Genomic DNA, 23,109 nt, shown 5'->3' on the forward strand with positions numbered 1-23,109 from the left:
CTTATTCGGCCTCATCTTCTGCATCTTCAGCTGGCAGCAGCATCAGCACAGAATCATTGAGTAACTGGGCTACATCTTCCAAAATGTCTTCATGGTACAGGTCTTCATTCAGCTCGACGAGTTCACCATCAGCAATCTGCTTCAGTAAAGGCGCAAACTCATCCGAAATATACAGACCTTCGCCATTTGCCCAGAACAAGGTTTCGCCATCTTCTTCGGTATAAAGTAAGCGTGAAGCAGGTTCAAGCATAATGCTATAGCCTTGATCAAGCGCTTCTTCCAAATCACCTGTACCAATTTCTTCTGCTTCAGGAATATTTTCAGGATATTTGGCTTCTGACATCAAGCTCATGATGGCATCTTCAAGCACGTTTGAATTGTGCAGTTGCTCCATGATTTTTGATTTTAAATATTCAAGTTCATTCGGAGTCACTTCACCTGCTTTAGAGATTTGATCACGAATGATATCGGTAAGTGGATTGCGTAAATTTTCATTTTCAGAAAATTTATCACCGACACGATCCATCATGTCACTGACATTCGGCATACGGAAACCGAAAGAGAAAGTGAGGCAGTCATCTTCAGCAACGCCGTAGTGAGATAGACCCGGTGGTACATAGAGCATATCGCCTGGTGCGAGCACTTCATCAAAATGTACATCCATTTCAGGAAGCAGTTTTAACGGCTGACCTGCAACAAACTCAGTTTCAGCATCACACATTTGACCCAACTGCCAACGGCGGTGCCCATAGCCTTGTACAAGGAATACATCATAGAAGTCGAAATGCTTGCCGACCGAACCGCCTTTTGGCGCATATGACACCATAATGTCATCACGGCGCCACTGCGGAATAAACGGGAATTTTTTCCACAGTTCCGCCAGATCAAAAGAGTAGTGATCTACCGCTTGGACCAGCAGCGTCCACAGCTTTGGCATTTTCTGGAAATCGGCTTTTAATAGCGGTGAAGATTTTACGGACCACTGGTTGGGATCACGATCTTTCTGCTTGATTAAGCGGGCGCTGATATTTTCGTCCAGTGCCAGCTCCATGACATCACTCGGCTCAAGAATATTGGCAATTTCAGGCAGAGCATTACGCACCAGCAGCGGTTTTTTTTGCCAATATTCGGCAAGGAATTGTTCAGCGGTGATTCCGCCTAAAACGTCTAAAGGTTGAGACATGTCAAATAACTACAACATAAATTTAGCTGTTATTGTCCCTTGAGTTGTGCGGTGGTGCAAGTGATGAACTTCATCTTGAGGAAATTTAGAAAAGTGGCAGAAGGGAAAAGATGGCGAAAAAAATGATCAGGACAGGCACCTGATCATTTTGGGTATTGCATTACCGTGTTTAGGGAATCTGCAGATTAAGCTGGCGGAGAATCTGGCACAGCTGAATCATTGGCATACCCATCAAGGTGGTCTGGTCCTGGCCAATCATCTGTTCAAACAGGCTAATCCCCAGACTTTCGCATTTAAAACTGCCGGCACAATGCAGCGGCTGTTCCAGTGCCACATAGCGCTCGATTTCATCCAGACTCAGTTTACGGAATTTGACTTTGTAGTGTTCGACAAGGGTCTGTTCAAAACCGCTGGATTTTTGCTGTACGCTCAGCGCAGTACTAAAGTAGACAATTTTGTCCGAGTTGGCCTGCAGCTGGCGAATGGCTTTTTCCGAGCTTAACGGTTTACCAATAAAAATATCGGGCGCACCTTCACGCCACGCCACCTGATCGGAACCTATCACAATGGCTTCAGGATATTGCTCGGCAATACTCTGGGCTTTTTCAAAAGCCAGCCGTTTGGCCAGATCATCGGCATGGTTTTCACCTTGCGGTGATTCATCAATGTCGGGCGTAATACACTGATAGTCGAGCTTTAAACGGTCCATCAGCTCTTTACGGGTCTGGCTGCTGGACGCCAGAATAATCGGACGCTTCATTAGACAGCATATTCCATCAAAATATCTAAGGGAACGTAAGACAGTACCGCCTGATGGCAGGCCTGAATTTTTACGGGTGGTGCTTTACCGGCCTGATAGGCTTCAACCCAGCGGGTCACACAAATACACCATAAATCACCCGGTTTTAAGCCCGGAAATTCGACTTCAGGCAACGGTGTGATCAGGTCATTGCCAATTTTCTGGGAAAAGTTCAGAAATTCCGAGGTCATTTGTGCACAAACAGTGTGCTGGCCCAGATCCGTGGGCGCCGTATGGCAAAAGCCATTACGAAAATAGCCGGTAATCGGGTCAAAACAGCAGCTGGCCAAAGGCTCGCCTAAAACATTTAAACGGTTCAGGGTTGGATCTGGATGTATAGACATAGGCATAAGAATTATCAGGTCTGTTTTTTTCCTATCATAACAAAACTTTGGCAATCGTTAGCTTTTCTGCAAAAGAAGCTAACCTTTTTCTGCATAATCATTTAGAATCTTGGCGATTTTAATATCTAAAAAGTGAGCTATACATGAATTTTCAGCGTATGACTGACCTCGACCTGGCACAAAAGCGTGTTCTGATCCGCGAAGACTTAAACGTGCCGGTGAAAAATGGTGTGATTACCAGCGATGCGCGTTTACGTGCTGCCTTACCGACAATTAAAGCGGCTTTGGAAAAAGGCGCAGCCGTAATGGTGTATTCTCACCTGGGTCGTCCTGTTGAAGGTGAACCTAAAGCTGAACAATCACTTGCGCCTGTCGCAGCTTACCTGACCGAAGCACTGGGCCAGGAAGTCAAATTATTGACTGACTACCTGGATGGTGTAGAGGTAGAAGCAGGTCAAGTGGTGTTACTTGAAAACTGCCGCTTTAACGTGGGTGAAAAGAAAAATAATCCTGAGCTGGCAGCAAAATATGCAGCGCTGTGTGATGTATTCGTAATGGATGCCTTTGGTACTGCGCACCGTGCAGAAGCGTCAACTGAAGGTGTTGCGCGTCTTGCTAAAGTGGCTGCAGCAGGTCCTTTACTGGCTGCTGAACTGGATGCCTTGGGCCGTGCACTGCAAACCCCAGAAAAACCAATGGTGGCGATTGTTGCCGGCTCTAAAGTATCCACCAAGCTGGATGTATTGACATCACTGTCTGACATTTGCGACCAGTTGATTGTGGGTGGTGGTATTGCCAATACTTTCCTGGCCGCTGCGGGTTACAACGTGGGTAAATCACTGTGTGAAAATGATTTGATCGACACAGCCAAAGCCATTGCTGCCAAAGTATCTGTACCACTTCCAACGGATGTGGTAGTTGCTGATGCGTCTGAAATCAACTTTGATGACTTCTTGGGTTCACTGGCAGCTGCCAAAGCAACCGTGAAAAAAGTAGAAGATGTGGCAGACAACGACATGATTCTGGATGTCGGTCCAGAAACAGCAAAAGTATTTGCTGAGATCTTGAAAACTTCTAAAACCATTCTCTGGAATGGCCCAGTTGGCGTATTCGAAGTGGATCAGTTCGGTGAAGGGACTAAAGCCCTGTCTTTAGCGATTGCTGAATCAGAAGGCTTCTCAATTGCAGGTGGTGGTGACACCTTGGCTGCCATCGACAAATATGAAGTTGCAGACAAAATTGGTTATATCTCTACAGGTGGCGGTGCTTTCCTTGAGTTTGTAGAAGGCAAGACCTTACCAGCAGTTGCCGTATTGCTAGAACGTGCTTAATTCGCACACGCTTGCAAGATGACAAAAGGTTGACCTCGGTCAGCCTTTTTTATGCACTTCATTTTTTAGTCATAAAACTGTCATGTTTCTGAAATATTATGATCAAAAATCACCGGGTTGTAGGATATTCTGATGAACCAAAAATTAACTCTTGCCGCGTTACTTGCTGCATCTTTAGCTTTCACTGCATGTGCTAAAAAAGACGACAATGCAACAGCGACCACTGCAGATGCATCAGCAGCTGTAGCGTCAGAGCAAATTTCTGCAGAACAGCAAGCGGCGATTGATGCAATTGATCAGCCAGTACTTGATGAAAACAATACCGATGTGCCTGAAGAAGTGGCCAATGCACCAGCAGATGCCGCAACCCCAGACAGCGCAGCAGCGCCAGCATCTGAAGCGCAATAATCCTAAAAGTTCCACAAATTGTAGTAATTTGTATAAAAGTCCCTGCATTGGCAGGGATTTTTTTTAAATACGACGTTTTGTTGCTGAATTGAAACAAATCCCCATGTAGAATATGCAGCATTACCTGGGAGGATATTATGGCTCTTATTTCAATGCGCCAGCTATTGGATCACGCCGGTGAACACGGATACGGCGTACCAGCGTTTAACGTAAACAACTTAGAACAAATGCGCGCAATCATGTTGGCCGCAGATGCGACGAATTCACCTGTAATTGTACAGGCATCTGCAGGTGCCCGTAAGTACGCAGGCGCACCATTCTTACGTCATCTTATTTTGGCTGCAATTGAAGAATGGCCACACATTCCGGTGGTGATGCACCAAGATCACGGTACCAGTCCTGACGTATGTCAACGTTCTATCCAGCTTGGCTTCTCATCAGTCATGATGGATGGTTCACTGGGTGAAGATGGTAAAACTCCGACCTCATATGAATACAACGTAGATGTGACCCGTCGTGTGGTACAAATGGCGCACGCATGTGGCGTTTCTGTTGAAGGTGAAATCGGTTGTCTAGGCAGCCTTGAAACAGGTATGGCCGGCGAAGAAGATGGTGTCGGTGCAGAAGGTGTACTGGATCACTCTCAATTGCTGACTTCAGTTGAAGAAGCACGTTCTTTCGTAGCAGACACCAATGTAGACGCACTGGCAATTGCAGTGGGTACTTCACACGGTGCGTACAAATTCACCCGTCCACCTACAGGCGATATTCTGGCGATTGACCGTATTAAAGAAATTCATGCGGCACTGCCAAATACGCATCTGGTGATGCACGGTTCAAGCTCTGTGCCACAAGAATGGCTGGCAGTCATTAACCAGTATGGCGGTGACATCAAGGAAACTTATGGTGTACCTGTTGAGCAGCTGGTTGAAGCGATCAAGCACGGTGTGCGTAAAATTAACATCGACACCGACTTGCGTCTGGCGTCTACTGGTGCAATGCGTCGCTTCATGGCTGAAAAACCAAGCGAGTTTGACCCACGTAAATTCTTCGCTAAAACGGTCGATGCAATGAAAGATATTTGTGTTGCACGTTACGAAGCGTTTGGTACTGCGGGCAATGCCGACAAGATCCGTCCAATTTCTTTAGAGAAAATGGTAGATCGTTATAAATAATTACTGGTGAAGTATTTATAAAAAAAGCCCACATTGCGTGGGCTTTTCTGTATCTGAACCGCTATAGTGCAGCAGAGCAGATCACATAATGCATATAAATAAGAGTAGATCATGGAACTGATTTTAGCAGCGGCCATTTGTAGTGTGGTGGTGTCGATTCTCTTGAAAGTCGCAAAGAATCGCGGCTATTCACCTTTGCAGATGATCAGCTGGAATTATGCCTCGGCCAGTGTGCTGTGTTTTTGGTGGTTTCAGCCTAATGTACAACAGCTGTCCCTCACCGACACGCCGTGGCTGCTGATTCTGGCTTTAGGGGTATTATTGCCAAGCGTATTCCTGTTTTTAGCCAAAGCATTACAAACTGCCGGAATTTTAAAAACCGAAATTGCCCAGCGGCTGTCGGTGGTGCTGTCTTTAACTGCGGCCTATTTTATTTTCCAGGAACAGTTTAATAGCCTGAAAATTGTCGGGATTGCGTTGGGGATTGCAGCGGTACTGTGTATTTTATATTCGCATCGTGGCGGTGCATCGTCCGCCCAGGCGGGTATGCTGTATTTGGCTTTGGTCTGGGTCGGTTATGCGCTGATTGATGTGTTGCTGAAATACACCACCGGTTTAGGCCTGCAGTTTGCGCTGGTATTGAACCTAATGTTCATCTGCGCTTTTATTTTATCGTTGGGGTATATTCTGATTCAGCACAAAAGCTGGGGCAGTGGCAAAAATATAGTGGCAGGCTTAATTTTGGGGATGCTGAATTTTGCCAATATCGCGTTTTATGTCAAAGCACATATGGCTTTAAAAGATTCACCGGCGGTTGTATTTGCCGGCATGAATATTCTGGTGGTGATTTTAGGGGTAATCAGCGGTTTGCTGTTCTTTAAAGAAAAATTAAAACCCAGCACCGCCATCGGGCTGGGGCTGGGCATCATTAGTGTGATGTGTTTAGCTTATGCGATGACGGCTTGAATTTGATGAAGCTGGCAGCAAAAATCAGCGGATGTTTGATCAGGTCCTGAAGTTCGGCAATGCCCAGTAGCAGACCGGCTTTCTGGCAGCTCGGACAATGAGGATAATGGCGTTTTTCCTGCTGATATTGATGCAAATACAGTTTATTGCATTGACGACATTCAAACTTCATTGGGAGCTGGGCAAGGATAGAGATCTTTCTTCTCCGGTCTATTATTATTGTGTTGTGAAAGGGAAAGCAAAAATCAAGCCGAAATCAGGGACTTTCGTCCCTGTATTATGTAATGTAGTTCTTACAATTTGGTGAAAATTTCATCTTTATTCAGGCGTGACTTGGGAAGTTTAGCATTAAAGTCCTGCTCACTGCGATAGCCCAAGGTCAGCAGCACCGATGGAATTAAACCCTTGTCCTGTAATTCTAGTTCTTCCGTCAGAATCTGTTCATTAAAGCCGCCAATCGGGGTGGCATCTACACCTTCAATACCGGCAGCCAGCAACATCTGACCCAAGGCAATAAAGGTCTGGTTTTCGGCCCAGCGCTGAATATCACCTTTTTCATTGCGGTAATAATCCACATATCCGCTACGGCTGTCTTTCTGGCCCTGCTTGGCACTGGCATCTTTAAAGCGGCCGCTGACATCATCCTGCTGCAACAAATTGTCCAGATGCTCATCGCTAATATCGGCTTTGGTGCAGAACAAAATGGTGTGGGAAGAATCTAAGACTTTAGGCGCATTGTAGGCATATTTCCCGACCAGGGCTTTGGCAATGCGCTGCTTGGCTGCATCATGCTCGGCAATAAAAAAATGCCAGGGCTGGATATTAATAGAAGAGGGGGTAAAACGGAGAATTTCGAGAAAGCGTTCAAACTGCTCTTGAGGAATTTTTTTTGCAGGATCATAGGCTTTGGTGGTATAGCGGCTGCGTACGACGTCGAGCAAATCCATAAAGATACTCCAGCAATAAGGATAAATTGAGAAAGGCTGAACCTTCAGCATCATACGCCATTTTGATGGCTTTGATGGCATATTCGCTGCAATTTTATTGTCAAAATTAACCTTAAAATATGCTCATCGTATTTTCAGTTATTGCCCGATTAAGTGTTAAATCAAATCACAACAGTGGTTTTGAATATTGGCAATTTTTAAAAATCGGCATTTAATGGAGACAGGTGTGGACTATAGCGAGCCTGTTGATGGACTATCGTAATCACTTTAAACATAAATTAAAAACCCAGCAGCAGATTGGTTTATGGGTCGGTCTGGCCGATGCCTATGGCACTGAAATTGCGGCCAATGCCGGTTATGACTGGTTGCTGATTGATGGGGAACATGCGCCCAGTGATTTAAGAACCACACTGGCCCAGCTGCAAAGTATTGCGGCCTATCCGTCACAGGCGGTGGTCCGTCCGCCAATTGGCAGTGTGCAGCTTATTAAACAGTTGCTGGATATTGGCGCACAAACCTTATTGATTCCGATGGTGGAAACCGTGGAGCAGGCCGAACTGATGGTTAAAGCAGTGCGTTATCCACCGGAAGGGATTCGCGGTGTAGGTGCGGCTTTGGCACGTGCCACACGCTGGAACAGTATTCCGGATTATTATGCCACTGCACATGAAAATATCTGTTTGCTGATTCAGATTGAGTCAGTTACAGGGCTGGAAAATCTGGATAACATCTTAAAAGTCGAGGGCATTGATGGGGTATTTATTGGCGCAGTAGATTTATCTGCCACTATGGGTTATGAAGGCAATCCGAACCATCCTGACGTGCAAAACGCAGTGGTTGATGCAATTCAACGAATTCGCGCATCGGGTAAAGCGGCCGGGATTTTATCGACTCAACATGACGTGACGCAAAAATATATTGAACTGGGTACCGAATTTGTCGCTGTCGGTGTCGATACCAGCGTATTAATGAATTCCTTGCGTGAGCTGCTGGCCAAATATAAAACCGGAGCGAGCTGGGTAAAACCTGAAGGGGGGTATTAAGCGGTCATTATTAACCTGACAGATGATGCAGGAGGTGGGGATGTATCAGTCATCCACCTGCTGCTTAATAGGTCCAGCGTTTCAGTTGCAGGTGAGTGGCGGGCTGTTCGGGATCAATTTCCAGAATCAGTGCCTCATGCGCACGCCAGTCCCCCAGCACAATCCGCTTTTTGCCATTCAGCTCATGGATGGCTGGTCGATGGGTATGACCATGAATCAGTACATCCACCTCGGCCAAAGCCTGCGTTACCGCAGCCGGATTCACATCCATCACTTCATACGATTTAACTTCTTTAGAAGCGCGGCTTTGTTTGCGAAAACCGTTGGCCAGTTTGCTGCGAAAGGACAGCGGAGTTTTTCTTAACAGACGCAGCACGAGCGGATGACGGATAACTTTTTTAAAGCGCTGATAGGATACATCATCGGTGCACAAGGCATCGCCATGTTCCAGACGATAGCGGGTCTGGCCAATAGTGAGGGTGTCAATTTCAGGTAATAATTGCCCGTTAAACTGCTGTAAAAAAACCTCATGCAGTGCGAAATCGCGGTTGCCGACCTGAAAATACAGCTGATTGCCTGCGGCATTAAACTGTTTTAAAGCGCTGACAATTTCATCCAGCCAAGGGGCGGTGTAGTCATCGCCAATCCAGGCATTGAACCAGTCGCCTAAAATATACAGCTGGGTGTTTTGATCCTGATAAGCACGTAATAAATCTAAAAACCCCCGAACGAGTCGAGGGTGATCAGGTGACAAATGTAAATCTGAAATAAACAGATAGGTCACAATCTTTTCCTTGGAATCTCCCAACGCCCTTAAATAACGGGAGGTTGAGAGGGATTCTTATTCAGAAATGATCTTGGCAGATTCGATGACCACATTTTCTAGTGGAACATCAGCGTGGTAACCACGGTTGCCTGTACGTACGCCTTTGATTTCAGCAACTACATCCATACCTTCAACTACTTTACCAAATACGGCATAACCCCAACCTTGTGCAGTTTTGCCCGTGTGGTTCAGGAAGGAGTTGTTTTTCACGTTAATGAAGAATTGAGCAGATGCAGAGTGCGGAGCCTGGGTACGCGCCATTGCAATGGTCCCTTCGTCATTGCTCAGACCGTTGTCTGCTTCGTTTTCGATTGAATCACGGGTTGCTTTTTCTTTGAAGTTTTCATCAAAGCCGCCGCCTTGAATCATGAAACCATCGATGACACGGTGGAAAATTACGCCATCATAGAAACCGTCACGAACGTATTGAAGGAAGTTCTCAGCAGTTTTAGGTGCTTTTTCAGTGTTAAGCTCAAGAACAATACGACCTTTGTTGGTGTTTAATTCGACTTGAGGAAAACTCATTGTGTTATCTCCTAATCATGGACAAAAAAGCCATGGGTTTTTTGGTTGAGAGAAGCATAAGCAAACTGTAAACTACAAGGCAAGTAAAAACGTTATTTTCTTTGTTAAAAAGTGGGAATAGCGTTTTAATTATCCTAAATTTTTATCTAGAAGTGATTTATTAACTATGAAGCCGAATGATGCTGTTTCATCTCTGCCTAACACCCCGACACCAAGTAACCATGCCTCTGTCGATGCTGCGCAGCAAGAACAACAGCCGGGCTTAGATTTTGTGCGTCAGGTCATTACCGATGATCTGGCAGCAGGCCGTACTGAAAAAGTGATCACACGTTTTCCACCAGAACCGAACGGTTACTTACATATTGGTCACGTGAAAGCAATTTGCCTGAATTTCGGGATTGCCGAAGAATTTAACGGTTTATGTAACTTACGTTTTGACGATACCAACCCGGATGCCGAAGAACAAGAATATGTAGATGGTATTGCCAACGACGTGAAATGGTTGGGCTTTAACTGGAATGGCGAGCCACGCTATGCATCAAGCTATTTTGACCAGCTGTATAGCTGGGCGGTGCAGTTAATTGAACAGGGTGATGCCTATGTCGATTTGCAAACTCCTGAAGAAATCAAGCTGAATCGTGGTTCATTTGTCGAGCCGGGTAAAAACTCACCATACCGTGATGCGTCTGTAGAAGACAACCTGGCGCGTTTTGAACAGATGCGTAATGGTGCGCTGGGCGAAGGTCAGGCGGTATTGCGTGCCAAAATTGATATGGCATCGCCAAACGTACATATGCGTGACCCAATTTTGTACCGTGTGCTACATTCCGAGCATCACCAGACCGGTGACAAATGGAAAATGTACCCAATGTACGACTATGCGCATCCATTATCCGATGCGATTGAAGGCATTACTCATTCACTGTGTACGCTTGAATTCCAGGATCACCGTCCGTTCTATGACTGGGTGGTGGAAAAGGTAAAATCAGCGGCGGTACCACGTCAGTATGAATCCAGCCGTTTAAACGTCGATTACACCATTACCTCAAAGCGTAAGCTGCGCCGTCTGGTGGAAGGTGGTTTTGTTAAGGGTTGGGACGACCCGCGTATGCCAACTGTAGTGGGTATGCGTCGTCGTGGCTTTACTCCGGAAGGCTTGCGTGATTTCTGTAAGCGCGTTGGTGTGTCGAAGTCTGACGGGATTGTCGATGTGGCAATGCTGGAATACTGCATCCGTCAGTCGCTAGAAAATACCGCAGCGCGTGGTATGGCCGTGCTGAATCCATTAAAAGTGACGTTAACCAATCTGCCAGCAGAAATGGATCTGACTCATTCGCGTCATCCAAACGTAGATATGGGCGAGCGTGTCATTCCGCTAACCTCTGAAATCTATATTGACCGTAAAGATTTCGAAGAAGAGCCACCGAAAGGCTTTAAACGTCTGATTCCGGGCGGTGAAGTGCGTTTACGTCATGCTTATGTGATCAAGTGCGACGAAATCATTAAAGATGACAAGGGTGAAATTATTGAGCTGAAATGTTCAATCGACCCTGAAACTTTAGGTAAGAATCCGGAAGGCCGTAAAGTAAAAGGCGTGATTCACTGGGTATCTGCCACTAAAGGCGTGAAAGCTGAAGTGCGTATTTACGACCGTCTGTTCACCGAATCTGACCCAGAAGTCGGCGATGACTTCCTGGCGAATCTGAATCCGGACTCATTGAAAGTGGTACAAGCGGTTATTGAGCCGGCTTTAGCGCAAGCGCAAGCAGAAGATCGTTTCCAGTTTGAACGTGAAGGTTATTTCGTGGCGGATCAGTATGATCATTCCAGCGAAACGCCAGTGTTTAACCGTATTCTGGACTTAAAAGACAGCTTCAAACCGGGCAAATAAAAGCGCATTTTGCTAGATGATTGAAAAAGCCTGCTGGACTCAGTGGGCTTTTTTATGCGGTGTTGAAAATGGAAAGTAAAGGTTGAAAGGAAGTAGCACGTTAAATTAAAAAAAATTTGATTTACAGATGATCCGGTGTGTTATTTCTTTTCATCGCGTTTATAAAACAGATGGGTCGGCATCTGCATTTTGGCTTTGTCGCGCAATTTCTTTTTAATATACAGCACCAGGGCAAAACAGGTGGTGGTCAGGGTCAGCATCATGCTGTTCATATAGCTCATTAAGGAGCTGACATAACCAATGGTGGTTAAGCGGTTCATCATCCGGAAGACTTGCGGACTGCTTTCCACGCCGGTAATGGCCCAAGTGCATAAATGTTCGCAGTTATTGATAATCAGGTGATAATTATTTTCATGCATCCGTGAACGCATCCGGCGCACCACTTTACGGCCTTTATATTTGGGTTGATCATAATGCTGCACATGCACCGGTTTGCCATGACTGAACTTGTCTAGGCTGGTGATTTCAATCGGATGTTTTTTAAATAAATGTGCAAAACCGGAATAATGAATGACACGACCACGTCCAGCATAAATCCCGTGGTGGGTATAGCCGAAATGTTTGACAATCAGATGCGCCCCTAAAGGGAACCGTGTGTTCTGCTTGAGCATTGTGACATTAGTAAAGTGACAGGTGTATTTTAAAGCTCTAGTGTACTGCTTCTTGGCACAAGAATCGACAGGGTGGCGACAAGAATGGCTGAATTATACAACGATGAACAGGGAACAGATGCAATGAAAAAGTTAGGACAGTACTTTGCACGAGTTACTGCCAAACCGCTGTTAAAACTGCTGATTCTGCTGGGTGCTTGCAGTGCAAACTGGGCACAGGCACAGCCGCAAATCTACAGCTGGCAGCTGAAACATAGGCTGGGTGATTTTGATGTCACGGAAATCCGATCAATGGCGCAGCTGAAGCTGGTATTAAAGAATACAGCACAGCAGCCCTATCGTTATTTCACTGCGCTCCAGGATGATCTGCAACCGTGCCAGCAGCTGGAATTTGCCATGAATGCCGGGATGTTCCATGCCGATTATGCACCCGTCGGGCTGTATATTGAAGAGGGCAAGAGGGTAAGCCAGTTAAATACCCAGACCCAAGGCTGGGGCAATTTTCTGATTCAGCCGAATGGGGTACTGGCCTGGGACAAGCAGCCACTGTTGATGATCACCCAGCAGTATCAGCAGGCCAATGTGCAACCGAAATATGCCACCCAATCTGGCCCGATGCTGGTGATTGACGGAAAAATTAACCCAAACTTTATTCCGGATTCCGATTCCAGAAAAATCCGCAATGGTGTTGGGCTGAAAGACGCCACTCTGTATTTTATGATTAGCCAGCAGCCAATTAATTTTTATGACTTTGCCCGGCTGTTTCAGCAGCAGCTTAAGACACCGAATGCGCTGTACTTGGATGGTTCAGTATCTTCTGTGTATATTGCGGCCTTAAAACGCCATCGCCAGTACCGCGCAGTTGGCCCGATGCTGGCGTATATTGATGATTCAGCCTGCGCGACTGAGCCAGAAAAATCTACTGGCCAATAATGCCCAGGGTCTGGGTTTGCTGGCTGCAGAGGCGTTTGGCATCTTCAGTCGACATTTCTTTGATTCCGGCCTCAAACTGTTTTTTCTGGAATTGACGCTGTTCTTCCGAAAGCCCCATTTTTGTGCTCAAGCTGTCCATTTTGTCCCAGGCTTCTTCACATTCTGCCGGCATACGGTCGCAGCCTGTGAGGGCCAGGCAGAGCAGTGGAAGGGTAAGAGCGCCGATCATTTTGTTATTCATAGCGGTATCCTTATTGTTATGTATTGAATTAAAAATACGGTCAAGACTGATCTAAGCCCTTGAGCATACATGAAAAAAATGTCAAAACTAAGAAATCTGATTAAAATCAGACCAATAAAAAAAGGCACCTAGAAATTCTAAATGCCTTTTTCTGTGGTCAGACTCTGCTATTGCAGGGGTAAATGTTGAAGTTCATTCAACTCTTTACGGCTATAGCCGCGCGAAGCGAGAACCTTTTTAATACCGATAATCACATCTTCATCTGTCGCTTTTGCTAAAGCTTCAAGAAGCTGTTCATTTGTCTTACAAGAGCAATCATTTTCAACACAAGCAATCTGATTCTTATGCTCGTTTTGCTGTTCCTGAGCGAACAGCTTTTGCCAAAAACTCATAGAGCCTTCATTTGCAACCTAACATAGCTCGAAATATAGCCAATTTAAAAATTAATGCAAGTCGACTAAAGTGATAAAAGCAGCAAACAGACTCTAGAAATTTCGATAGCTTGTAACAGTTTAAACGTAATTATGATGGCTATAAGCCTTGATTATAACTAAGTTGCTTGTTTTTATAAGAAAAAAGGAAGATTAAAAAATCTTCCTTTTCGGACTGAATAATATAATTTGAAACAAATTGTTTTAGATCTTTTCCAGTAAGACACCAGATTCCACATGATGGGTATAAGGGAATTGATCAAACAAGGCAAATTGGGTGATCTTGTGGGTGCTGGCCAAAGTCTGCAAATTGTCATGCAGCGTATCCGGATTACAGGAGATATAAATAATCCGCTCAAAACGTTGTAGCAGTTTTAAGGTTTCGGCATCAATACCGGCACGTGGTGGGTCTACAAACACGGTATCAAACTGATAGCTGGACATTTCAATGCCGGCTTCCTGCAAACGGCGGAATTCACGCTCGCCATTGTAGGCCTGGGTAAATTCTTCGGCAGATAAACGCGCCACCTGAATATTATCAATCTGGTTCTGCTCAATATTCCACTGCGCCGCATAGACTGAAGATTTGGCCAGTTCTGTGGCTAAGACGCGATTAAAACGGGTCGACAGTGGCAGGGTAAAGTTACCATTGCCACAGTACAGCTCTAACAGGTCCTGATTGGCGTGTCCGGCGGCTGTACAGGCCCATTCCAGCATGTGCTGGCAAACGCGCGCATTCGGCTGGGTAAAGCTGCTTTCAATCTGTTTGTATTGATACTGGCGTTCAAAGACTTGCAGTTCTTCCACCACAAACTCATCGCTCAGTACCAGTTTCTGGCCACGGCTCCGGCCAATAATTTTAATCTGCAGTTGCTCGGCCAGCTGTTTGGCCAGCGCTTCCCACTCTGCAGTTAACGGACAGCGATAAATCAGTGAAACCAGCATTTCACCTTTTAAGGTCGCCAGAAAATGCACTTCAAACAGGCGATTGGATAACAGCGGTTCTGCTTTTAAGGCATTCAGCAGTACCGGCATTAACTGGTTGATGCTGGCATCGGCAATTGGAAATTCATCAATTCGAATGACTTTTTTGTTCTGCTGCTCATCGCGTTCAAACATGGCATAAAACAGGTCATCTTCGGTATGCCAAATCCGGAATTCTGCACGCATACGGAAATGCTGTTCAGGCGAGGCAAACACCTCCAGTGCTGGAGGATTAAATTCGGCAAACTGTGCAGAAATACGTGCAACTTTGGCATCAAGTTGTTGCTGATAAGATGAAGTCATATGCAGTAAAAATCACAAACCCATTGAAACAGGGGATGGTAACAAAGTTTCAGGCAGATGCCTAAAGATATTCTGTGCAAACCTTAAATTGCGGTAGCGTGACGGGAGAAATCGAGCCTCGGCTCAACAGATCGGCAGATTAAAGCCGGGAAATAGATCACTTGCGAGAGCAAAGATAAAAAAAGCCAAACCAACAGAGACCAGGGAGAGTTGGTTTGGCAAAGAGGAATAACACCATGAAAAGGGGTGGCTTTAATCCAGCGTCATCAGGCTGGCGTTCCCTCCAGCTGCAGCAGTATTAATGCTGATGGCCCGTTCAATCACCAGACGTTCCAGCGGAATTTTCGGATCATTCGGTTTGAGATGGCTGATGCCGACAATCGCTCCGGCACGCTGCGCTACCGTTTGCTGTAACTCCAGCAATTGCGCCGAGCTGCCATGATGCAGCACTGCATCATAATCGCCATGCAGCAAGTCTGGGATCACGCGAATCCGCTGGGCAATCTCTGGCGGCATTTTCGGCAGATATTTCAGCATGAAGCGGTTTTCTGCCAGAACCACCGGCTGACTGCCGACTGCAAAAATCGCCAGTAACTGATGAATCTGATCCAGCTCCTGTTCGGCCAGGGATAGCACGGCATGGCGGGGCAAAATCGTATACTGGTTACTTTCACCGGTTGGACCAGTCAGGTTAAAACTCTGACCCGTGGCAATTTTTTCCGGTAGCTGAATCAGCTGCTGCGGGAACTCGGCCTGTACCCAGTTCACCAATTGGCTATATAGGGCAGGCATTGCTGCTGCATGTAGAGACTGCACCGCAAATGGTTGAGCCAGTTTTTTCTGCGAGCAGTATTGCATTAAGCGGTAGAGATACAACGGTCCACCGGCCTTAGGTCCGGTCCCCGACAGGCCTTCGCCACCAAAAGGTTGTACCCCGACCACCGCACCAACAATATTACGGTTGATATACAGGTTGCCGACTTCGGCCTGGGCAATTACGCTATGAATGGTTTCATCAATACGGGTATGCAAGCCCATGGTCAGGCCATAACCTTTGGCATTGATTTGTGCCAGCAGTTGATCAAGCTGTCCGTAACGGTAGCGAATCACATGCAGTACCGGGCCAAATACTTCACGCTCCAGATCATCCAGATGCGGCAGTTCAATCAGCGTTGGTGGTACAAAAGTGCCGTGTTGCAAGCTTGCATCGCTTTGCTTATTCCACATCAACTGATGCACCGGATAGCCCTTAATGCGCATTTTTTCAATATGACGCTCAATATTGTTCTGTGCTTCCAGGTCAATCACCGGGCCAATATCGGTTTTCAGCAAATAAGGATTACCGACGCGCAACTGCTGCATGGCACCTTTGAGCATAGTCAGTACCGTGTCGGCATTATCTTCCTGCACACATAGAATTCGCAGGGCAGAGCAGCGCTGACCGGCACTGTCGTAAGCAGAGCTGACCGCATCCAGAATCACCTGTTCAGTCAGGGCTGAAGAATCAACAATCATGGCGTTTTGCCCGCCAGTTTCCGCAATGAGCGGAATGGCACCACCAGTCTGGCTTAAACGTTTGGCCACGGTCTGATTCAGGATTTTGGCGACTTCAGTCGAGCCGGTAAACATAATGCCCTGAATCCGTTCATCCTGACTCAGCTGCGCACCGACTGTTTCACCACGTCCCGGCAGCAGTTGCAGTACATTTTGCGGAATGCCGGCATCCCATAAAATCTGCACCGCTTGCGCTGCAATCAGCGGGGTCTGCTCGGCCGGTTTGGCCAGAACGGTATTGCCAGCCACCAGTGCCGCGGCAATCTGGCCGCTAAAAATCGCCAGCGGGAAATTCCACGGGCTGATACATAGCACCGGCCCTAGCGGAATAATCTGGGTATTGATGTCCAGATCACGCATCTGTGCGGCATAGTAGCGCAGGAAATCAATTGCTTCACGCACTTCGGCAATAGCATTGGCATAGGTCTTGCCACTTTCGCGGCAGAGGAGCAGCATGAGCGGTTGCAGGCGTGCCTGCATTAAATCGGCAGCACGTTCCAGACATTGTGCGCGTTCATGTTTGGAAATATTGGCCCAGACGGCTTGTGCCTGTACCGCATTTTCCAGCGCCTGATTGACCTGTGCTGCAGTGGCTTCCTGCACATGACCAACAATATCCTGATGCTGCGCCGGGTTTAAAATTGCGTGTACATCGGCACTGTCTTCGGCGGTTAAGCTTTCACCCATCGGCTGGGCAGTCCATTGATGTTGATGCAGATGCTGCGCGGTTGTATTTAATGCCGCCAAGTCCTGATCATTGGCTAAGTCCAGGCCGGCAGAGTTGTCGCGCTGCTCGCCATATAACTCATGCGGTAAGGGAATCGCCGGATGTTTCTGGCCGACTTTCTGTTCCTGTTGAGCCGTGGCTAAAATAGTCTGATGCGGATTTTCGATCAGATCTTCAATGTTTAGGGTCTTATCGGCAATACGGTTGACGAAAGAGGTATTGGCACCATTTTCCAGCAAACGACGCACCAGATAGGCCAGCAGGGTTTCATGGTTACCGACCGGCGCATAAATACGGCACGGCACACCGAGTTTCTGCTGCTGTTTCGAGCCGACCACATTTTCATACAATGGCTCGCCCATACCATGCAGACACTGGAATTCATATTGGCCAGCATAATAGCGCGCTGGATCGGCTAGATGATAAATCGTGGCCAGCGTCTGGGCATTGTGAGTCGCAAACTGCGGATAAATCTGTTCCGGTGCCGCCAGTAATTTTTTTGCGCAGGCAATATAGGACAGATCGGTATGCACTTTACGGGTAAACACTGGATAATCCGACATGCCATCAATTTGCGCTTTCTTGATTTCGCTGTCCCAATAGGCGCCTTTCACCAGACGGATCATCAGGCGTTTCTGGCTGCGTTTGGCCAGATCAACTACATAATCCACCACATAGAAGCAGCGTTTCTGGTAGGCCTGAATCACAAAGCCAATGCCTTTCCAGTCATCCAGTGCCGGTTCAAAACACAGCCGCTCCAGCAGCTCTAAAGACATTTCCAGTCGTTCAGATTCTTCGGCATCAATATTCAGGCCAATATTGTAGTCCTTGGCCAGCACCGCCAGTTGCAGCACCTTGTCATACAGTTCGGTATGTACGCGGTCAATTTGAGCACGCTGATAACGTGGATGCAGGGCAGAGAGCTTGATCGAAATCCCGGGGCCGGTATAAACATCTTTATCTTTAGAGGCCTGGCCAATGGCATGGATGGCATTTTGATAGTCATCAAAATAACGCTCTGCATCGTGTTCGGTCAGGGCCGCTTCGCCGAGCATGTCATAAGAATAACGGAAACCTTTTTCTTCTAAAGGTTCGGCGTGTTGCAGGGCTTCGCTAATGGTTTCGCCGGTGACAAACTGCTCGCCCATCATCCGCATCGCCACATCTACCGCTTTACGGATAATACCACGGCCACTGCGCGCCAGCAGGCCAGTCAGAATACCGCTTAAGCTGTTCTGTTTCGGGGTTTCCATCAGCTTGCCGGTCAGCATTAAGCCCCAGGCCGCTGCATTCACAAACATCAGGTTGCTTTGGCCTAAATGCTCTTTCCAGTTGCCTTGATTGATCTTGTCACGGATCAGCAGATCACGGGTTGCGGTATCGGGAATACGTAATAGCGCTTCGGCCAGACACATCAGGGCGATGCCTTCTTGTGAAGAGAGGGAGAACTCTTGCAACAGGCCTTGCACCAGACCGGCTTTACCGCTGGAATTTTTACGTTCACGCAGGGAGTGGGCCAGCTGAAAAGCCAGCTCATAAATTTGGCTGTTCAGTGCATCAGGAATTTCACTGTGCTCGAGTAAGTGGCTGACACATTCACTTTCAGGGCGACGCCATGCCGTATTAATGGCAATTTCTGCCTCATTTTTTTCTTTGAATTCAGTGATGTAATCCAAATGCGGTTTTGCGTCGTCGAAATGGGTTTCGCTATCCATCATGTTCATGCCAACATCCTGTGACGATATATTTTAGTTGAACGGTGTACCTTATATAATTTATGATTACAGAAAATATGCCGAATAACTCACTATAATTTTTGTTATTTTTAGAGATAAATACGGATTATGAATGGAATGATGAGCCTGGATCGCACTGACATTAAAATTCTGGATATTCTGCAAAAAGATGGCCGGATTTCAAATATTAAACTGGCAGAAGCCGTCAATTTATCGCCAACTGCTGCGCTGGCGCGGGTACAGAAACTGAGTAAAGATGGTTTTATTCTGGGCTATGAAGCCAAGCTGAATCCGGAGTTGCTGAATAGCAGCTTTGTGGTATTTGTGGAAATTCTGCTGGATAAAACCACGCCGAATGTACTGGAGGAATTTTCAGATGCGATTTTGCAGCATCCGGAAATTGTGGAATGTCACATGATTAGTGGTGGTTTCGATTTTGTAGTCAAAATCCGCTGCGCCAATATGGAAGAATTCCGTAAGATTTCCGGGCAAATTTTATGGCAGTTGCCGGGGGTGAAAGAAACCCGCAGTTATCCGGTGATGGAAGTGATTAAGGAAAGCTCGCAATTGAAACTGAAATATCAGCACAAGGCCAAATAAACCGTCATCTTTGTCTGTATTTTCCGTTAAAACCCAAAAGGAGCCGAAGCTCCTTTTTTTATGGATGATCAATCAATTCGGTAGATTGCTGTGCTAGCTGTTCATTTCCTGCATGGCTTTTTTGTACTCGGCATCTGACTGTTCAAAGCGTTCAATCACCTCTGTACTTGGTGTCCGGTCGAGCAGACTGACTATTACAATACTCAGGCTGGCCAGAATAAAGCCGGGAATAATCTCATAGAGTCCGGTATCGGCCATGACATTTTTCCAGACAATCACGGTCATCGCACCGACTAGCATCCCGGCAATCGCGCCTTTCAGGGTCATGCGTTTCCAGAACAGCGACAGAATAATGAGAGGACCAAAAGCCGCGCCAAATCCGGCCCAGGCATAGGCCACCAGACCCAGGACTTTACTCGATGGATTGCTGGCCAGCCAGATTGCCAGCATTGCAATCAACAACACCATAAAACGGCCGACCCAGACCAGCTCTTTTTGTGAGGCATTTTTGCGTAAAAAAGCCTTGTATAAATCTTCAGTTAAGGTACTGGAGCAGACCAGTAACTGGCAGCTGAGTGTACTCATGACCGCGGCTAGAATGGCGGCCAGAATAATCCCGGCAATCCACGGATTAAACAGGATTTTGGTCAGCTCCATAAACACGGTTTCCGGGTTCTGATTCACCACAGCGGCCAGTTCTGGAAATTGCTGGAAATAGGCAATGGCAATGAAACCGGCACCGACTGCACCGCCCAGACAGAGAATCATCCAGCTCATACCAATTTTACGCGCCGCCGGAATGGTTTTAACCGAATCGGCTGCCATAAAGCGGACCAGAATATGCGGTTGTCCAAAATAGCCTAAGCCCCATGCCAAAGAAGATAAAATAGCAATAAAACTTAAACCGGACAGCATCTGCGTGGCATGTGGGCGCGCAGTTTCCAGTAACAGACCAATCTGCTGGCTATGATCACCCAGTGCCAGATAGGTCATGATGGGAGTAATCAGCAGGGCAAAAATCATCAGCCCGGCCTGGAAGGTATCGGTCCAGCTAATTGCCAGGAAGCCGCCAATACAGACATAGCTGATGGTGGCTATCGCGCCAATCCACAGCGCCGTGGTATAGGACCAGCCAAACAGGCTTTCAAATAAACGCGCACCGGCCACCATGCCGGATGCACAGTAAATCGCGAAAAATACCAGAATTACCAGTGCTGAACTGACGCGCAGAATTTTCTTGCGGTCGCCAAAACGGCTGGTGAAATAATCTGGCAGGGTCAGGGCATTGTTTTGTACTTCGGTATGAACCCGCAAACGCCCGGCGACCAGAAGCCAGTTTAACCATGCACCAATAATCAGGCCAATGGCAATCCAGGCTTCAGATAATCCGGCCAGATAGATTGCACCGGGTAAACCCATCAGCAGCCAGCCGCTCATATCCGATGCGCCGGCAGAAAGCGCAGTCACCACGCTGCCCAGACTGCGGCCCCCAAGAATATAATCCGAGAAATCTGTGGTGGCCTTGTAGGCATACAGCCCGATACCGATCATGGCCACGATATAAAATATAAAGGTAATTAATGTGGGATTCAGTTGACTCATATGCCCATCCTTTGTCTGTAAGCGTTCATCCATCCGAGATGATTTTTTGCGCATTTTTTCAAGGAGCTGATTCAAGCATGGAATTAAAATTACGTTCTGTAACATTTCGACGGGATTTATAGCGGTCTTATGTTGCGGTTTGTAGCTTTAGATACAATTGAAAAAATGGGAGCAATGAGCGGAAAATTATTAAGTCAAAATTTTGAATAAAGCGGTGAATATTTTTATTTTTGCAAATATGGAGAGAATCTGTTAAATCTGGCTTAAAAATGGAGTAAATTTACATTATGTTACATCCCGTACATTCAGAAAGAATGTGTAATTAAATATTTCAAAAAGCGTATCAATCTTGTGTAGTTTCAGGCTGGCACAGGTTTAAGATTTTCTTATGCACAATATTGGTGCGAAATAGTGAGTAAACAGTGTGATTACGGTTCAGACAGAGAAAACAAGAATAGAGCATGATTTGCTAGGTGCTAAAGAAGTGCCGGCAGACAGTTATTATGGTATTCATACCTTGCGTGCCTTGGAGAACTTCCAGATCTCTAATCAGCAGGTCGGTGAAAACCTGCATTTCATTCGTGCTTTGGCGCAAGTGAAAAAGGCATCTGCGCAAACCAATTTACAGTTTGAGAAAATCTCCCCGCAGGTGGCTGAGGCGATTCAGTATGCCTGTGACCAGTTGATTGAACAGCCCGCCGCATGGCGTGCGCATTTCCCTTTAGATGTTTATCAGGGCGGTGCCGGAACGTCGATTAACATGAACAGCAATGAGGTGATTGCCAATATTGCCTTAGAACATCTGGGTCTGGAAAAAGGCAGTTATTTTTCTATTCATCCAAATGATCATGTTAATAAGTCGCAATCGACCAATGATGTCTATCCAACAGCCTTGCGTTTAGCGACTTATTACAGTCTGGATGATCTGTTCGTGCAGATGCGTAACCTGATTGACAGTTTCTACAAGAAAGTAGCTGAATTTCAGTATGTACTGAAAATGGGCCGGACCCAGCTGCAAGATGCCGTGCCGATGACCTTAGGGCAGGAGTTCCGGGCTTTTGCTACCCTGTTAAAAGAAGATTTAAAACTGATTGACCGGACTCGTCAGTTGTTATTGGAAATTAACCTCGGCGCTACCGCGATTGGTACGGGCGTGAATACCCCCAAAGGTTATGCCCAGGAAGCGGTGCAGGCTTTAAAAGAGATTAGCGGCTTGCCATTAATTGGCGCAGAAGATTATGTTGAAGCCACCAGCGACTGTGGGGTTTTCATCATTTTATCCAGCACACTGAAACGTCTGGCAGTGAAATTATCGAAAATCTGTAATGACCTGCGTTTATTAAGTTCTGGCCCGCGTACCGGTCTGGGGGAAATCCGTTTACCGGAGTTACAGGCCGGTTCTTCGATCATGCCCGCCAAGGTCAATCCGGTCATTCCGGAAGTGGTGAACCAGATTGCCTTTAAAGTGATTGGCAATGACCTGACCGTGACCATGGCAGCCGAAGCCGGGCAGTTGCAGTTAAATGTAATGGAACCGGTGATTGCTGTGTCGATTCATGAATCCATCCAGTTATTGACTCAGGCCATGAAAAGTCTGGATGAGAAATGTATTCAGGGTATTCAGGCCAATGAACAGGCCTGCCATGATGCGGTGATGCGTAGCGTCGGTATTGTCACTTTGCTTGACCCGATTCTAGGTCATGCCAAATGTGATGAAATCGGGAAACTGTGTATTGCTGAAAACAAAACCATTCAGCAGGTGGTACTGGAGCAGGAATTACTGACTCAGGAACAGCTGGATGAAATTTTTGCCCTGCATAATCTGGTCAGTGAGGTAACACCACCGGAAGCAGTTTTTGCCCAAGTCAGCTAAGACACTGATTGCTTCA

22 protein-coding genes are annotated in these 23,109 nt (G+C 46.7%); 9 read left to right on the forward strand and 13 right to left on the reverse strand.

The genetic code is table 11. The features are described from left to right. Position 1 precedes the first annotated feature (1 nt). The 3 genes from FTT68_RS03245 to FTT68_RS03255 form a co-directional block, all read right to left on the reverse strand. A complete protein-coding gene (locus FTT68_RS03245) occupies positions 2-1,183 on the reverse strand; it encodes a cupin domain-containing protein (RefSeq protein ID WP_180175205.1) in 1,182 nt (393 codons plus the stop codon). A gap of 169 nt (positions 1,184-1,352) precedes the next feature. Beyond that, positions 1,353-1,943 carry a nucleoside triphosphate pyrophosphatase gene (locus tag FTT68_RS03250; RefSeq protein WP_180175206.1) on the reverse strand — a complete coding sequence of 197 codons (591 nt, stop codon included), beginning with the start codon at positions 1,941-1,943 and terminating at the stop codon, positions 1,353-1,355. Continuing rightward, entirely contained in the window at positions 1,943-2,326 is a 384-nt protein-coding gene (locus FTT68_RS03255) for a DUF2237 family protein (protein WP_168390631.1), read from the reverse strand. The genes FTT68_RS03250 and FTT68_RS03255 overlap by 1 nt, the downstream gene beginning before the upstream one ends. 143 nt (positions 2,327-2,469) lie before the next feature. On the opposite strand from FTT68_RS03255, the gene FTT68_RS03260 reads away from it, so the two are divergent. The 4 genes from FTT68_RS03260 to FTT68_RS03275 all read left to right on the forward strand — a co-directional run bounded on the left by FTT68_RS03260 (position 2,470) and on the right by FTT68_RS03275 (position 6,206). Beyond that, on the forward strand, positions 2,470-3,657 hold the full coding sequence (locus FTT68_RS03260; protein ID WP_127798862.1) for a phosphoglycerate kinase: 1,188 nt from the start codon (positions 2,470-2,472) through the stop codon (positions 3,655-3,657). A gap of 132 nt (positions 3,658-3,789) precedes the next feature. Next, complete coding sequence (locus FTT68_RS03265; RefSeq protein ID WP_005178577.1) at positions 3,790-4,065, forward strand: hypothetical protein; 276 nt, start codon at positions 3,790-3,792, stop codon at positions 4,063-4,065. A 137-nt stretch (positions 4,066-4,202) separates the two neighbouring features. Then, complete coding sequence (fba, locus tag FTT68_RS03270; RefSeq protein ID WP_005178575.1) at positions 4,203-5,240, forward strand: class II fructose-bisphosphate aldolase; 1,038 nt, start codon at positions 4,203-4,205, stop codon at positions 5,238-5,240. Positions 5,241-5,351: 111 nt separating this feature from the next. Next, positions 5,352-6,206: a DMT family transporter gene (locus FTT68_RS03275; protein ID WP_104494872.1), complete on the forward strand. Its 855-nt coding sequence runs from the start codon at positions 5,352-5,354 to the stop codon at positions 6,204-6,206. Here FTT68_RS03275 and FTT68_RS03280 read toward each other — a convergent pair. Together FTT68_RS03280 and nfsB are read right to left on the reverse strand one after the other, a co-directional pair. Beyond that, positions 6,169-6,378 (reverse strand): hypothetical protein, encoded by a 210-nt coding sequence (locus FTT68_RS03280; RefSeq protein ID WP_035363206.1) that lies wholly within the window; start codon positions 6,376-6,378, stop codon positions 6,169-6,171. The genes FTT68_RS03275 and FTT68_RS03280 overlap by 38 nt on opposite strands. A gap of 121 nt (positions 6,379-6,499) precedes the next feature. Then, positions 6,500-7,153, reverse strand: a complete 654-nt coding sequence (nfsB, locus tag FTT68_RS03285; RefSeq protein WP_005178567.1) for an oxygen-insensitive NAD(P)H nitroreductase — start codon at positions 7,151-7,153, stop codon at positions 6,500-6,502. A gap of 248 nt (positions 7,154-7,401) precedes the next feature. Between nfsB and hpaI the strand changes: the two genes are divergently transcribed. Next, positions 7,402-8,196, forward strand: a complete 795-nt coding sequence (hpaI, locus tag FTT68_RS03290; RefSeq protein ID WP_075166833.1) for a 4-hydroxy-2-oxoheptanedioate aldolase — start codon at positions 7,402-7,404, stop codon at positions 8,194-8,196. Between the two features lie 64 nt (positions 8,197-8,260). On the opposite strand, the gene FTT68_RS03295 is transcribed toward hpaI, so the two are convergent. Beyond that, a complete protein-coding gene (locus FTT68_RS03295; protein ID WP_168397883.1) occupies positions 8,261-8,980 on the reverse strand; it encodes a UDP-2,3-diacylglucosamine diphosphatase in 720 nt (239 codons plus the stop codon). A 57-nt stretch (positions 8,981-9,037) separates the two neighbouring features. After that, positions 9,038-9,547, reverse strand: a complete 510-nt coding sequence (locus tag FTT68_RS03300; protein WP_005178561.1) for a peptidylprolyl isomerase — start codon at positions 9,545-9,547, stop codon at positions 9,038-9,040. Positions 9,548-9,713: 166 nt separating this feature from the next. Here FTT68_RS03300 and FTT68_RS03305 point away from each other — a divergent pair, with 166 nt between their 5' ends. Then, positions 9,714-11,438: a glutamine--tRNA ligase/YqeY domain fusion protein gene (locus FTT68_RS03305; protein ID WP_016659047.1), complete on the forward strand. Its 1,725-nt coding sequence runs from the start codon at positions 9,714-9,716 to the stop codon at positions 11,436-11,438. A 140-nt stretch (positions 11,439-11,578) separates the two neighbouring features. Here the strand turns inward: FTT68_RS03305 and FTT68_RS03310 are convergent, their stop codons facing one another. Then, complete coding sequence (locus tag FTT68_RS03310; RefSeq protein ID WP_005178558.1) at positions 11,579-12,109, reverse strand: lecithin retinol acyltransferase family protein; 531 nt, start codon at positions 12,107-12,109, stop codon at positions 11,579-11,581. A gap of 84 nt (positions 12,110-12,193) precedes the next feature. Here FTT68_RS03310 and FTT68_RS03315 point away from each other — a divergent pair, with 84 nt between their 5' ends. Further along, positions 12,194-13,042 carry a phosphodiester glycosidase family protein gene (locus FTT68_RS03315; RefSeq protein ID WP_180175207.1) on the forward strand — a complete coding sequence of 283 codons (849 nt, stop codon included), beginning with the start codon at positions 12,194-12,196 and terminating at the stop codon, positions 13,040-13,042. Here the strand turns inward: FTT68_RS03315 and FTT68_RS03320 are convergent. The 4 genes from FTT68_RS03320 to putA form a co-directional block, all read right to left on the reverse strand. Beyond that, positions 13,029-13,283, reverse strand: coding sequence for a hypothetical protein (locus tag FTT68_RS03320; RefSeq protein WP_045795440.1), 255 nt, complete (start codon positions 13,281-13,283; stop codon positions 13,029-13,031). The two genes, FTT68_RS03315 and FTT68_RS03320, sit on opposite strands and share 14 nt — an antisense overlap. A gap of 167 nt (positions 13,284-13,450) precedes the next feature. Continuing rightward, on the reverse strand, positions 13,451-13,675 hold the full coding sequence (locus FTT68_RS03325) for a hypothetical protein (RefSeq protein ID WP_005178553.1): 225 nt from the start codon (positions 13,673-13,675) through the stop codon (positions 13,451-13,453). A 243-nt stretch (positions 13,676-13,918) separates the two neighbouring features. Continuing rightward, positions 13,919-15,001 carry a tRNA (uridine(54)-C5)-methyltransferase TrmA gene (trmA, locus tag FTT68_RS03330; protein WP_087662276.1) on the reverse strand — a complete coding sequence of 361 codons (1,083 nt, stop codon included), beginning with the start codon at positions 14,999-15,001 and terminating at the stop codon, positions 13,919-13,921. 252 nt (positions 15,002-15,253) lie between these two features. After that, a complete protein-coding gene (gene putA / locus FTT68_RS03335; protein WP_168390628.1) occupies positions 15,254-19,006 on the reverse strand; it encodes a trifunctional transcriptional regulator/proline dehydrogenase/L-glutamate gamma-semialdehyde dehydrogenase in 3,753 nt (1,250 codons plus the stop codon). A 129-nt stretch (positions 19,007-19,135) separates the two neighbouring features. Between putA and FTT68_RS03340 the strand changes: the two genes are divergently transcribed. Beyond that, positions 19,136-19,618 carry an Lrp/AsnC ligand binding domain-containing protein gene (locus tag FTT68_RS03340; RefSeq protein WP_005178547.1) on the forward strand — a complete coding sequence of 161 codons (483 nt, stop codon included), beginning with the start codon at positions 19,136-19,138 and terminating at the stop codon, positions 19,616-19,618. Between the two features lie 93 nt (positions 19,619-19,711). Here FTT68_RS03340 and putP read toward each other — a convergent pair whose 3' ends face one another. Beyond that, positions 19,712-21,220 (reverse strand): sodium/proline symporter PutP, encoded by a 1,509-nt coding sequence (gene putP / locus FTT68_RS03345; RefSeq protein WP_075166972.1) that lies wholly within the window; start codon positions 21,218-21,220, stop codon positions 19,712-19,714. Between the two features lie 424 nt (positions 21,221-21,644). Here putP and aspA point away from each other — a divergent pair, with 424 nt between their 5' ends. Continuing rightward, a complete protein-coding gene (aspA, locus tag FTT68_RS03350) occupies positions 21,645-23,093 on the forward strand; it encodes an aspartate ammonia-lyase (protein ID WP_016659035.1) in 1,449 nt (482 codons plus the stop codon). Positions 23,094-23,109 lie beyond the last annotated feature (16 nt).

Origin of the sequence: Acinetobacter sp. Q85-2, from assembly GCF_013420555.1 — a bacterium.
Lineage (GTDB): Bacteria > Pseudomonadota > Gammaproteobacteria > Pseudomonadales > Moraxellaceae > Acinetobacter > Acinetobacter indicus.